The 13,747-nt window shown below is 41.7% G+C and carries 13 protein-coding genes; 9 read left to right on the forward strand and 4 right to left on the reverse strand.

The features are described from left to right. Positions 1 to 13 precede the first annotated feature (13 nt). From ABWP91_RS13585 to ABWP91_RS13595, 3 genes are read right to left on the reverse strand one after another with little or no spacing between them, the layout of a single operon-like run. Complete coding sequence (locus tag ABWP91_RS13585) at positions 14 to 1,783, reverse strand: sulfatase (RefSeq protein WP_353243681.1); 1,770 nt, start codon at positions 1,781 to 1,783, stop codon at positions 14 to 16. Between the two features lie 12 nt (positions 1,784 to 1,795). Further along, positions 1,796 to 2,797, reverse strand: a complete 1,002-nt coding sequence (locus ABWP91_RS13590; protein WP_353243682.1) for a PTS sugar transporter subunit IIC — start codon at positions 2,795 to 2,797, stop codon at positions 1,796 to 1,798. After that, on the reverse strand, positions 2,798 to 3,217 hold the full coding sequence (locus tag ABWP91_RS13595) for a PTS transporter subunit EIIB (protein WP_353243683.1): 420 nt from the start codon (positions 3,215 to 3,217) through the stop codon (positions 2,798 to 2,800). 164 nt (positions 3,218 to 3,381) lie between these two features. On the opposite strand from ABWP91_RS13595, the gene ABWP91_RS13600 reads away from it, so the two are divergent. The 7 genes from ABWP91_RS13600 to fis all read left to right on the forward strand — a co-directional run bounded on the left by ABWP91_RS13600 (position 3,382) and on the right by fis (position 8,468). Beyond that, positions 3,382 to 3,738 carry a YidH family protein gene (locus ABWP91_RS13600; protein WP_353243684.1) on the forward strand — a complete coding sequence of 119 codons (357 nt, stop codon included), beginning with the start codon at positions 3,382 to 3,384 and terminating at the stop codon, positions 3,736 to 3,738. Positions 3,739 to 3,746: 8 nt separating this feature from the next. Beyond that, entirely contained in the window at positions 3,747 to 4,046 is a 300-nt protein-coding gene (locus tag ABWP91_RS13605; RefSeq protein WP_353243685.1) for a DUF202 domain-containing protein, read from the forward strand. Between the two features lie 145 nt (positions 4,047 to 4,191). Beyond that, positions 4,192 to 4,434 (forward strand): YhdT family protein, encoded by a 243-nt coding sequence (locus tag ABWP91_RS13610; RefSeq protein ID WP_353243686.1) that lies wholly within the window; start codon positions 4,192 to 4,194, stop codon positions 4,432 to 4,434. Then, positions 4,424 to 5,863: a sodium/pantothenate symporter gene (panF, locus tag ABWP91_RS13615; RefSeq protein ID WP_353243687.1), complete on the forward strand. Its 1,440-nt coding sequence runs from the start codon at positions 4,424 to 4,426 to the stop codon at positions 5,861 to 5,863. Before ABWP91_RS13610 ends, panF begins: the two co-directional genes overlap by 11 nt. 116 nt (positions 5,864 to 5,979) lie before the next feature. Beyond that, positions 5,980 to 6,864, forward strand: coding sequence for a 50S ribosomal protein L11 methyltransferase (prmA, locus tag ABWP91_RS13620; RefSeq protein ID WP_353243688.1), 885 nt, complete (start codon positions 5,980 to 5,982; stop codon positions 6,862 to 6,864). Between the two features lie 316 nt (positions 6,865 to 7,180). Further along, positions 7,181 to 8,164: a tRNA dihydrouridine synthase DusB gene (gene dusB, locus ABWP91_RS13625; RefSeq protein ID WP_353243689.1), complete on the forward strand. Its 984-nt coding sequence runs from the start codon at positions 7,181 to 7,183 to the stop codon at positions 8,162 to 8,164. A 7-nt stretch (positions 8,165 to 8,171) separates the two neighbouring features. After that, positions 8,172 to 8,468, forward strand: a complete 297-nt coding sequence (gene fis, locus ABWP91_RS13630; protein ID WP_004258438.1) for a DNA-binding transcriptional regulator Fis — start codon at positions 8,172 to 8,174, stop codon at positions 8,466 to 8,468. A gap of 80 nt (positions 8,469 to 8,548) precedes the next feature. Here fis and ABWP91_RS13635 read toward each other — a convergent pair whose 3' ends face one another. Further along, positions 8,549 to 10,105 carry a methyl-accepting chemotaxis protein gene (locus ABWP91_RS13635; protein WP_353243690.1) on the reverse strand — a complete coding sequence of 519 codons (1,557 nt, stop codon included), beginning with the start codon at positions 10,103 to 10,105 and terminating at the stop codon, positions 8,549 to 8,551. Positions 10,106 to 10,569: 464 nt separating this feature from the next. Here ABWP91_RS13635 and ABWP91_RS13640 point away from each other — a divergent pair, with 464 nt between their 5' ends. Next, a complete protein-coding gene (locus ABWP91_RS13640; RefSeq protein ID WP_353243691.1) occupies positions 10,570 to 12,735 on the forward strand; it encodes a TonB-dependent receptor in 2,166 nt (721 codons plus the stop codon). Positions 12,736 to 12,755: 20 nt separating this feature from the next. Further along, entirely contained in the window at positions 12,756 to 13,706 is a 951-nt protein-coding gene (locus ABWP91_RS13645; RefSeq protein ID WP_353243692.1) for an energy transducer TonB, read from the forward strand. Positions 13,707 to 13,747: the final 41 nt, after the last annotated feature.

Consider the following 13,747-nt stretch of genomic DNA (forward strand, 5'->3'; position numbering starts at 1 on the left):
TAATTGCTCTTGTTTATTTTAATCTCATTTCTAGAGCTACCCGGTACATAAGCTCATTATGGTTTTCTAGTGGAAAATTATCAATAATGAAATCAATTAGTTGTTTTTGTGTACAGCCAATATTTAATTGATTGATAAATTTAGTTTTTATATCCATTAAATTACGGGTTTCCATATACTGTAATAATGACATAGCGCCATATTTCACCTCTTGAGAGAGTGGATATTGGTCAAGCTCTGTTTTTGCAGCGCCAGCTTGTTGGTGTTCTTGCTCTATTTGCTCGAGCGTAACTTCTTGCGTTTTAGATAGCCCATAACGTACATATAGTTCATTTGGTGCATCATTTTCCAACATCATTAAGCGAATATTTTCAAGTAAACGCTGTTCCACAACCTTGTCAGTAACTGGTGTCGTTTGTGCTGGATCCTGCTTAATATTGTATAAACGGTGACCAAAACGATCAGAATCTGCCGTCATTACGCTAGTTGCTGGAATTTTTAATACTGAACAACCTTGAGTAAAATCAAAACCATCATGTAATTCAGCACCTTGTAACTCTTTCGGTGTAAAACGGCGATTAATACGCGTTGGCATCAATGTGTAATCATGGAGCCCCTCCGTTCCCTGAACAATCGGCGAGCGCATATACACATATTCACCATCTGTAATATTAATTTGGCATCCATGGTAGCCAAATAGCGCATATTCACGAATCGGCTCATCCTTTTCTAATCCTGCCAATAAGCTTTTACCGTGCATATTCTGGGGAATGGGAGCATTAAAGTAATCCAATAATGTCGCTGGAATATCAATCGTCTGTGCCAACATTTGACGTGTTCCTGACACCTGACTGAGGCTTGGATGACAAATAAAAAACGGCGTATTGGCAATTTCATTATAAAGGGGCATGATATTTTTCCCCCACCAATCATGTTCGCCGAGTAAAAAGCCATGATCGGTGTTAACTATCAACAGCGTATCTTCCCAAAGATTATATTTATCAAATATATCCAGAACTTGGCCAACATAAGCATCAACCATTGTCACAAGCGCCTGATAAAACCCACGGATCACTTTTTGCTGAGATTCATCTTCTGTAACTAAATAGTAAGGTGGCCACCCATCAAAGTCGTTATTAGATAACCCATACATTTTTAGATATTTTTCAGGCACATAAAAAGGCTCATGGGGATCAAAACACTCAAGTTGCAAAAACCAGTGATCATCAAGATGGTTTGTTTCAATAAACTCAACGCCATGGTTAATCGTTTGAACCAAAGGGTGATCTTTCTCATCTTGCATATACTGCTGATTAATCAGATGCTGAGTGCGACTAGCAATTTTTCGTTGTTTATTTTCTTCCGGTTCTCCCGATTCATAATGAACAACAGGTTTATTCACCACCCCTTTCCAATTATCCCCCTCTTGGCCACGAATAAACTCATAGGTAGAAAAACGGGAATGATAAGTGGCGCCACCGTCACGCCAATAATGCTTATGATCCGTCACCAGATGTGTATGAATACCTTGTTTTTTCAGTATTTCAGGCATCGACTCGTCAAAGGGTTCAATCGGTCCCCAGCTACGGTGAAGAAAATTATATCGCCCAGTATGGAGCTCTCTTCTTGCTGGCATACAAGGCATACTGCCAACATAAAAATTATCAAACTTCAGTGAACGCTTTCTAAGCCGTTCAAAATTAGGTGTTATTGTTGTTTGGCACCCATAGGCCGACAACATATGCTTATTTAATGAGTCAAACATTAACATGACAGCTTTCATGATTAATCCTTTTTACTGATATTTCCTGATGCGTCCAACAAAGTAGGTCAGTAAGAAAGCAATACTTGCGCCAACTAACCAACTGAAAATATATTGAAGGTATTTACCATCAGCGATAAGTGGCAAAGCTGATAATCCTGCGGCCCCCACACCATTTGCAGTCACATCTAACAAGACAATCATCATTCCCCCAAAACCTGCACCAATCGATCCGGTAATAAACGCGAAACCAGCGGGAATATTGACGCCAAAAATCGTCGGTTCACCAACCGCTAAAATACTGGTTGGTATAGCGCCTTTCGCAACACGCTTCATCACGGGATCTTTTGTCAGCAATAAGACAGCAATAGCAGCACCGACCATGCCTGAATTACTCATGATCTGGATCGCAAATAATTGTGAGCTACCTGTTGCTTGAATTAATTCAAGATGAATTGGAATTAGCCCTTGGTGCAAGCCAAGAGAAATTAAGAATGGAAACAAGGAAGATAAAATAAAGCCAGCCGCTAATCCGCCATGCTCTAAAATACCAGATAATGACCCTAGAATCGCATTTGAGACAATGCCTGCAACAGGCATGATGCCAAATAACAACAGTGCAGTCATAATGATGATAGTGAAAGTCGGTGTGGCAATGACATCTATCATGCTTGGAATATAACGGCGTAATCGTTTTTCTAACCAACAACTAATCCAAACAGCAAAAATAACGCCAATTAACCCGCCTTGCCCAGGTGTCAGCCCCAGAATAGCAACTTGAGGCGCTATAGTTATAGCCCCTAAAATTCCGCCTAATATTTCAGTTCCTTTAAATTCTTTTGCGGCAAAGATACCCGTGAATACCGCTAATAAACTAAATAAACCGCTGGCGATAATCCCCATGATGGTACTAATTTCTAACAACCCTTTTTCTTGCAGAATGACTTGGGCTGCGGACATATTTGCGGTTGCTTGAATTCCCTGAGTTAGCGCCTCTGCATGTGCAGAATTAACAATAATATTATTGATCCCCATTCATGTACCTGCGGCAATTAAGCCCGGTAATAATGGAACAAAAATATTCGCGATACTTCTTAGCACCGCTTTAACCGGTGTCTTTTTCTTTGCCTTATTTCTTGCAATTTCAGCTTTAGCCAATACATCGCTTTCTGTTGTTTTATCAAGTAAACCTGAATCTTCAGGCTCACCTTCTACCAGCAACTGGTTAATTGCATCCGCAATATTGTTACATTTTCCAGGCCCAACAATCACTTGTAAGGTTTCATCACTCACAACACCCAACACCCCAGGTAATGCTTTCAGGCCTGCAACATCTGCTTTTCCTTCATCTTTCAGTGTCATTCTGACACGTGTCATGCAATTCGTGACATGAACAAAATTTTGGGAACCGCCTGATAGTTCTATAATTTTTTTTGATACTTTATCGAGATCCATAATGCCTCTCTTACGGCGTAGTAAGGTAAGATGACTTGTTATATTATTATAACATTTAGATTAATATATGATCAGAAAGATAAAGCCCACACCCATATCATTGTTTTGTGATTTTCTTCTCATTTTTTATTTTGTCTAAATATCATGAAAGATAGGAAAAACCGATGGCTACAAAAAAAGAAAGCTGGAAAACATTAGGAAAAACACCGGATTATAGATTTTCACTCGCCAATGAAAGAACATTCTTAGCATGGATAAGAACCGCTCTCGCTTTTTTAGCAGGTGCGATTGCTATTGAACAATTATTACAATCAGTTGATTTTACATGGATAAAACTAGCTTTAACCCTCTTATTAGCTTCCGCGGGTGGGATCACCGCTATCATGGCCTTGTACCGTTGGAAACAGAATGAAATCGCAATGCGGCAAGACAACCCACTGAAATACACTTCATTTTTAGTCTTAATCACATTGTTTATTACCGCTGCTGCTGCGATATCACTTTTGCATATTTTACTGTAGAGGGCGCTATGCGAGATCCTGGATTACAACCTGAAAGAACACAGCAAGCTTGGAGTCGCACTTTGTTGCTCTTAGCGCTCAATATATTACTGTTTTTTCGTTCAGGATTATTAAGTCACTCTTGGTTGATGTTAATGGGGTCGTTTGCAGGTGGCATACTTTTTTTAATGATTTGTTTTAAAAGGCAGATGACCCCAAGTTACACTAAAAAAGGGTTAAAAATAGACAGTCGTTTATTCTTACTATTTTCATCCTTAGCCCTCGTTTTTATGTCTCTCATGCTAGTTATGAAAATTTTGTTCGATTAATCTCGCTTTTTGTTCGCCAACTCACTCAGTTACCCTTAAATAAATCATGGTTATTTTATTCCTTTTTTCGCAATTTCTTACACTCTACCTACGGATTATCGTACAATCCCTGATTATTTTTTATGTGAGTGAGGAGGAATAACGGATGGACAAACGTTTTCTTCAATCCAATAAGGAAGCACGCTGGTCTCTCTATTTGACTATCGCATACATGATAGGCTGGATAATTAGTGCCTATCTACCCGACAATACGCGAGGCATCACTGGCCTGCCATTATGGTTTGAGTGGTCATGCCTTATTGTTCCCATCATCTTTATTTTGCTCTGTATTATGATGGTTAAAATCATTTTTAAAGATATTCCCCTGGAGGAGAAGGATGCAGATTGAAGTTCTTCTCCCTTTAATTGGTTACCTAGCATTGGTTTTCCTGTTATCCGTCTATGCCTATAAGAAACGGACAAAAGGGGAATTCCTCAACGAGTACTTTTTAGGTAACCGTTCCATGGGTGGGTTTGTCCTAGCCATGACCATTACAGCAACCTACATCAGCGCAAGCTCGTTTATTGGCGGGCCCGGTGCCGCGTATAAATATGGCCTAGGCTGGGTGCTACTTGCCATGATACAGCTGCCAGCTATTTGGCTGTCTCTTGGGGTATTAGGCAAAAAATTCGCTATCTTGGCGCGCCGTTATAATGCAGTGACCCTCAACGATATGCTATATGCTCGCTACCAGAGCCGATTCTTGGTGTGGTTCGCCAGTATTAGCCTATTGATTGCCTTTTTTGGCGCAATGACCGTGCAATTTATTGGCGGGGCAAGGCTGCTCGAAACCGCTGCGGGTATACCCTACACGTATGGGCTAATTATCTTCGGTGTCTCCATCGCACTGTATACCGCAATTGGCGGGTTTAGAGCGAGTGTCCTAAACGATGCCTTGCAAGGGCTGGTCATGCTGCTGGGAACAGTGATTTTACTCGTTGCCATTATTTATCACGCCGGTGGTTTACCCGCTGCGATTGAAAAAATGCAGGCCATTGACCCGAAACTGGTCTCTCCTGAAGGCGCTGACGACATCCTAAGTGGGCCATTCTTAGCCTCATTCTGGATTTTGGTCTGTTTTGGTGTGATTGGTTTGCCGCATACGGCAGTACGTTGTATTTCCTACAAAGACAGTAAAGCAGTTCACCGTGGTATCATTTTAGGCACCATCGTGATGGCAGTATTGATGTTTGGAATGCATTTCGCTGGCGCATTAGGCCGAGCCATATTACCCGACCTAACCATCCCTGACCAAGTTATCCCAACCTTGATGGTACAAGTGCTACCGCCTTTTGCCGCTGGCATTTTCTTGGCGGCGCCTATGGCAGCAATTATGTCCACCATTAATGCTCAGTTACTGCAATCTTCAGCAACCATCGTCAAAGATATTTACCTGAATGCAGCGCCTGAACAAATAAAAAATGAGAAGAAACTCGCACGAATCTCCAGCTTTTCTACCCTGATCCTAGGCGCATTGCTTCTCATTGCTGCGTGGAACCCGCCACAAATGATCATCTGGCTAAATCTACTCGCCTTCGGGGGGTTAGAAGCCGTTTTCTTGTGGCCACTGGTACTTGGCCTGTACTGGGAAAAAGCCAATGGAACGGGTGCGATTAGTGGCATGGTTGTCGGGGGAGTTTGCTATGCAATCTTAGCCAGCTTCAAAATCGAAATCATGGATTTCCACGCTATCGTGCCATCACTGATTTTTAGCTTAATTGCATTTCTTGTTGGTAATCTTTTTGGCAAAAATCCAGTACAATTGGCGACAAATTAATTTAGAGGCCTATTTTTGATATTGCCTCGCAACATGAAATTCATGCTCTGAATAGTTTGAGTTATCTACACCAACAATAGGATAACCCAAACTATAACGAGCATTTAAGGAACACTATGCCTTGGATCCAAATCAAAATTAACTCCACAGCTCAACACGCAGAAGCACTGGGTGACGAACTGATCGAAACGGGCGCCGTCTCTGTAACATTTCAAGACAGCCACGATACCCCTGTTTTCGAGCCATTACCGGGGGAAACCCGTCTGTGGGGTGATACCGATGTGATTGGCTTATTTGATGCAGAAACGGAGATGAAATTCGTTGTTGCACAATTAGAAAATAGCCCACTGCTGGGTGCTGGTTTTACCCATAAAATCGAGCAGTTAGAAGACAAAGACTGGGAAAGGGAGTGGATGGATAATTTCCACCCTATGCGTTTTGGTGAGCGCTTGTGGATCTGCCCAAGCTGGCGAGATGTCCCTGATCCAACCGCGGTTAACGTGATGCTTGATCCGGGCTTAGCATTTGGAACAGGAACTCACCCAACCACATCCTTGTGTTTACAATGGCTTGATGGCCTTGATTTAGAAGGCAAAACCGTGATCGACTTTGGTTGCGGATCCGGAATTTTAGCCATCGCCGCTCTCAAACTCGGTGCCGCTCATGCCATCGGGATCGATATTGATCCTCAAGCGATTACGGCAAGCCGCGATAACGCTGAACGTAACGGGGTTTCAGAGCGTTTATCTCTCTACTTATCGAAAGACCAACCTCAAGACTTACAAGCCGATGTGGTGGTTGCTAACATCCTTGCTGGGCCATTGCGTGAATTAGCCCCAATGATTAGCGTGCTACCACGTGCAGGTGGATTCCTCGGGCTTTCGGGTGTTCTCGCTACGCAAGCAGAAAGCGTTGCTGATGCTTACCGTACCGCCTTCGAGATCGACCCAGTTGCTGAGAAAGAAGAATGGTGCCGCATCACGGGTGTCAAGCATTTTTAATAGAAATATTATAAAAATCAGAGAATAATTTCTTTGAAAATAACACCAGAATAGATTATCTTATAGCTCAAATATTGCTCAGTTGCTGGCGATAATCTGTTCTGCACGAGATTTGAACAGAGCTACAGTTATTTTAATAAATGGTTAAGTAACCACCCTAACCATTTGTAAAATATAACTAATTTTAAAATTGCAAAAATGCAAGATAAAAAAATTAGTGATAAATAACCGTTTGCTCAAAGTTTGTCCTTTCATATCTCGTAAAAAATGCGTAATATACGCGCCCTTGCAGTCACAGTATGGCCCCCATTTAGATATGCGAATCGGACAATATCAGTTGAGAAACTGTCTTATTGCTGCCCCCATGGCAGGCATTACAGATAAACCGTTTAGGTCGCTCTGTTATGACATGGGTGCTGGAATGACAGTATCGGAGATGCTTTCTTCTAATCCTCAAGTTTGGAAGACTGACAAATCTAGACTCAGAATGGTTCATCGCGATGAACTTGGGGTTCGTTCTGTTCAAATAGCTGGCAATGATCCCGATGAAATGGCTGCCGCGGCTCAAATCAACGTTGAGAGTGGCGCTCAAATCATCGATATCAACATGGGCTGTCCAGCTAAAAAAGTGAATCGTAAGCTTGCAGGTTCGGCACTGTTACGTTATCCAGACATCGTGAAATCGATTCTTGAAGGCGTTGTTAAAGCAGTGGATGTTCCCGTTACTCTTAAGATCCGCACAGGCTGGTCACCTGAAGAGCGAAACTGCATAGAGATTGCCAAATTGGCCGAAGATTGTGGCATTCAAGCCCTCACTATTCACGGCAGAACTAGAGCCTGTCTGTTTAATGGGGAAGCTGAGTATGACAATATTCGGGCAGTTAAGCAGACTGTTACCATTCCGGTTATTGCCAATGGCGACATTACTGACCCGCTTAAAGCCAGAGCAGTTCTAGACTACACAGGGGCGGATGCCTTGATGGTAGGCAGAGCGGCTCAGGGAAGACCCTGGATCTTTCGGGAAATCCAGCATTATCTGGACACAGGTGAGATCTTGCCACCAATGCCTATGGCTGAGGTACAACGCATTATGCTCGCGCACGTACAGGAATTGCACGACTTTTATGGTCAAGGCAAAGGAGCCCGTATCGCGCGCAAACATGTTTCTTGGTACTTAAAAGAACATGCACCTGATGACCAGTTTCGGCGCTCATTCAACACCATTGAGGATGCCAGCGAACAGCTGGAGGTGTTGGAAGCATTTTTTGAAAATTTTTGCGTAAATAAAGATAAGAGCTGACAGAACTATGTTCGAACAACGCGTAAATTCTGACGTACTAACCGTTGCTACTGTAAATTCACAAGATCAAGTAACTCAAAAACCGTTACGTGACTCAGTTAAGCAAGCACTGAAGAACTATTTTGCTCAATTAAATAATCAAGATGTTAATGATTTATATGAGCTGGTATTGGCTGAAGTAGAACAGCCTTTGTTGGACATGGTTATGCAATATACCCGTGGAAACCAGACCCGTGCAGCCCTGATGATGGGTATCAACCGCGGCACTCTGCGTAAGAAACTGAAAAAATACGGCATGAACTAATCCTAGTCGGTTAATGCAGTGTTTTTGTGAGCCCTCGCTGTGAGCAGTGAGGGCTTTTTATTGTCTTAGATTTAGTAAAATTAAGCCATTTGTGGATTTAAATTAAACTGCTGAACCGCCTGCTGTAACTCCTGCGTTTGCTCAGCTAATGAGCTAGCAGCGGTTGCCACTTGTTCCACTAAAGAAGCATTTTGCTGTGTGACACTGTCCATCTGTGTAATCGCTACACCAACCTGTGCAATGCCTTTACTTTGTTCTTCAGAAGCCACTGTTATCTGCTTCATAATCGCAGTCACTTCATTGATGCCTTGCAGGATGTTTTCCATAGTTTTACCCATTTCATTGACTAACCCTGTCCCTTTTTTAACACAGTCCCCTGAATCAGCAATCAAACGTTCGATTTCCATTGCGGCATCCGCACTGTGACTGGCTAACTTACGAACCTCAGCCGCTACGACCATAAAACCACGTCCATGCACCCCCGCCCTTGCTGCCTCAATGGAGGCATTTAGCGCTAATATATTAGTTTGAAAACTAATATCATTAATCATATTGATAATATCTGCGATTTTTTGTGAGCTTTGGGATATCTCATTCATTGTCACCACAACCGAATCAACGAGAGTATTTCCTTTGTTTGCCACAACAAACGCTTCACTCGCTAATTGGTTCGCTTGAAGGGTATTTTCCATATTCAGCTGCACCGCTGCGGTAATTTGTTCCATACTCGCCGCCGTTTCCTCTAACGCTGCTGCTTGCTCCTCCGTTCTCGATGAAAGGTCGCTATTACCATTGGAAATTTCGCTCGCGCCAAGATAAATATTTTCACTGCCCTGCCGTATCATGCTAACTGACCCACGTAAGCTTGTTTGCATCTCTTCAAGCAACGGAAATAACTTACCAACACAATTATTTCCAAAAGGTTGAATCGTTTGGCTAAGGTCACCTTTCGCTATCCGCGAAAAGGATTGCCTTAATAAATCCAAGGGCTTTTGCATCATCGCAGCAAGGTAGCGATCGGTGAAAATCAACGTTAGAACACCTAGCACTGTCGCGACAATCATCACTACACGGGTAATATCCATTTGGTTGTCGACTTGGCTGCGTGTTGCACTGATCATCTCCTCTGCTGATTGATTAAACTTTTGGATTGATGCGCCAAATGTTCTGCTCAATGCGGGTGTTACATTATGCGCGTGGGTGAGATATGCTTGTGCATTATCTCCCATACCAAGAACTAACTGTGGCTTAACCCCCGCATCAAGCAATGTTTGCCAGCTATTAATCACCTGCTCAGAAATTTCATTGTCCATTGGCCCTGGCGAAATTGCTTTCATCTGCTCAAGATAGCTTGCCATGTTTTCCATCGCATCCTTAACAGGTGCATAATCGATGGTTTTTCCCTCATTTTTACTTTCCATCACACGCGTTAACCGAGTCACAAAACGAAAATATTGGTCATTACCTTGGCTCAGTACCGTCATTTGTTTGACAAGTTGCCGGTCAATATCATTACCATCTGCGATACGGGATAGCGACCAACCGCTGTATAAACTGGTTCCCCCTAAGATCACACATAAAATACCTAGCAATACGAGCATGACAGCACGAATTGAGTAGTTTCGAAGTTTCTGCATACAATTTCTCTTTTGGTGGGATAAAATGACGATATTTAACTTTATCGGCGATAAAGAGAAAAAAATTAGCCTCTGAAACGGCTTAGTTAATAGATAAAAAGCAATTAAATACGTAAAAACACTTATAATTCAACAGGGTTATTATTTGGTTTTAAGAGAATTAATTTTACATACGGTATAAATTAATTTTATAAATTTGATAAAGATCGCTAAATACAGTTTCTTAACCCTAAGCTTATGCATCAATTTTTATCTTTGCTCAACACTGTTTTCATACTCAATTCCCGTAGCATAACCGATGTCATCATTAATCATGTCGATATCAATTCACGATTTATTCCCACTTAAATCAAATAATTATCTATCGCATAAATTGACTTAAATATATTGATCTTGAAATTACTTTTAATATAATAATATTGATTATCATTTGCATTATCATTACAAAAGGCAAGCCTACTCCAATGAAAACTATCTCACCCGTTGGAAACAATAGGGTTAAACTTAAGCCAAATATCATTTGCTTTACTATTTTATCTATTCTTTCTTTTACGACTTATGCAGCCAACACAGAACCCAAATCGTCACAACCTCAAGGTGATGATGATGCGATTGAGCTACAAGATAGCTACGCTCGGCCAGATTATGTTGAAATTGAACGTTTGCGAGATACCAAACAAATTATTGTTATTACAAAAGAAGATATTCAGGGAAAAGGGAACCGCACCATATCTGATGTGCTTAAATCTGTTCCTGGTATTAGCGTAGATACCTCTGGGCAAGGAAATATTGACCTGCGTGGGCAAGGCGCAGAAACCTCACAGCGTAATCTGCAAGTGTTACTTGATGGCGCCCCGATTACGACTCTTGCGAATCACCCTTATACCACTAACTACGATATCATCCCTGTTGAACAGCTTGAGCGGATTGAAATTATTCCGGGAGGTGGAAGCGTTATTTATGGTTCAGGCACTGCGGGTGGCGTTATTAACATTACCTCTAACTTAAGAAGTATGGCAGATCCTAAAACCAGCGTTTTATCTGAATGGAACTCAGAAGGATACCGCTTAAATGCCAACTTAGGTGCTCGGGTTAATGATAAATTCTCCTTATTGGGGACAGCCAGTAAACTCAACCGTGACCTCTACTATAAAGATACTTACCGTAACTCAGAATATTACTCGTTAGGTGGGAGATGGGATCTCACTCCGGATCAAAGTCTTATGCTACGTGGAAGCCATCTCACAGAAAGCTCGCAGTACGTTAAAACGCTGACTTCACGTAATATCAAAAAATACGGTAAAGACTACGTTCCACCAGATAAAACCGTCACTGTAGGTATTGATGAAAATGGCCAGCTGATTAAAAAAACCATTAGTGGTTATTTAATTGGAGATCGCGAGGTCGATAGCTATAACCTTAGCTATCAAAATGCATTTACCGATAAGCTAAATTTTGCCACTGATGTTTTCTATACCGATGGTTTTTATACCAATAATGCCAATTGGGAACAAAAAGTTGATCAAAAAAGTCACGGCACAAAAATAAAATTAGATATTGGTTACCTTGATAATAGCAATTTACTTCTTGGTGTTGATTATTCGCAACAAAAAGCCTCAATTCATTATATTGGTAGCTATAAAAAAGATAAGAAAGGCCGCTATTATGGAGTTCCTCATAATTTCGATTACGATAAAACAACAAAAGCCATTTATGCACTTAATAGCTTGAAATCAGAACAGTTTGTATTTACGCAAGGTTTAAGACGTGAATTGTCTGAATGGTCATTTGATAAAAGTGGTACGGTAAATGGCTCGGGTACCTCAGACCGTTGGAATACCGCGGCGGAGCTCTCCCTTGCTTATCTTTATCGTGATACTGGCCGAGTGTATGGGCGATACGAACGAGGTTACACCCTTCCGGACGGCCTGCAAATCAGCGATCAATCCGTTGTTAATGGTGAAAAAATCTATACCCCGACTAAGGCCGAAGATGAAAAATATGACTTATTTGAGCTTGGCCTTAGAGATAAATTGGCGTTCAGCACAGTCAATGTAACGCTCTGGACATCAAATACCAATAACCAACTAAATCGTATTTATCTCACCAGTGTTAATGACGCGAAAACGATGAACTTACTAAAAACTCGCCGCTGGGGAGCCGATGTCGACTTCCAGCAAACTCTCGGCGATTTCACCTTCCAAGAGTCTTATTCATGGCTCAGAGGACGCTCAGATTACAATAATCATGGACGCCAATTTTTGGAGGAAAATGGTAAAAACACCATCGACTATACCAAAAGCGGTTTAACCAAAGTGCCAGAGCATTCCGTTAAACTAAAAATTAAATACGACTTTACCGAGGACTTATCAGGAGATATTCAATACACCTATTACGGTTCGTACAATAATTTCCTCTCTGATGCCAATAAAGAAGAAGATGGCGTAGTGAAATCCCGTGAGCTTATCGACCTCAGTGTTCGTTATGCACCTATTGAACATATTGAATTATATGGTGGTGTTACTAACTTGATGAACAAAACTTACTACGATTACGTCACCTCAGGCTATGGTTCATTAATTCCGGGAAATGAGCGTTCATTCTTTGCGGGTATAAAAGCGACCTATTGATTTAAACAGGAAACGTTTCGGTGACTATACATCCCTCTTTTCGTTATAAACTCGCCTTAACGGTGTCACTCGTCATTCATATCACTGCTATTGTGTTTATCGCCCTACAAACTGGTAGGGCGCTCCCCATAGTGGAAGGTGTAGAAACAATAACGTTATCCCTTGGTGGACCAATGAGCTCTCAAGGGAGCTCAAGTCTAGCAAGTCACCAAGGAGAGCCTCTGAGACAAACAATAGCCTCAGAGCAAATCTCAAAATCAGAGCCTATTTCTCAACAAAAGCCGGCAAATAAAGCTCAAAACCCGCCAAAACGCGACCCTATTTCTGCGAATATACCCATTGATGATACCGTTGAGTCCCCATTACTTACTCAAAAAACAAAAGTGATGAAAAAACCTAAACCCGTTCAATCCGCACACAAGTCAGAGCAGAACACACCACATCAATTAGTTGCTGATAATCCGCCTAAAAAGGCGGAGAGCCAACTGATGACAAAAGATCCGCATCAAATAACACCATCAAGCTCACAAGACAAAGCGCAGGCGATGACATCCAATGCTCCCGAAAAAAATGGTTCCACCGCAACCCCATTGGCGTCAGAAAACAGCCCAAGTGGCCAAGGGATAAATGCCTTATCCGGTAATAGCCAATTTGCAGCAAATGGGGATGGCAGCTATACCGCACTGGGTTCGAGCGGGATCTCCTACACAATTTTACAGGATGCAAACCCTAAATATCCCAAAGAAGCTCGCTCCTTGGGTTATACAAAAGTGGTTAAAGTGCAAATTCGATTATTAGTAGGGTTAGATGGCCAAGTTGAGTCCGTTGAAATATTGAATAGTAAAATCCCTGATTTAGGTTTTAAAGAAGAAGCTGTGAAGGCAATTAAAAAAATGGCATTTAAACCCATTATTTACCAAGGGCAAAACATTAAAATGTACTTTAAAAAAACAGTAGTTTTTCAGTATTGATCAACTATTACACAGGCTTATAGTCAGAAAAAAGGTACAGC

Origin of the sequence: Providencia sp., from assembly GCF_040396775.1 — a bacterium.
In the GTDB taxonomy this organism is placed as follows: Bacteria; Pseudomonadota; Gammaproteobacteria; order Enterobacterales; family Enterobacteriaceae; genus Providencia.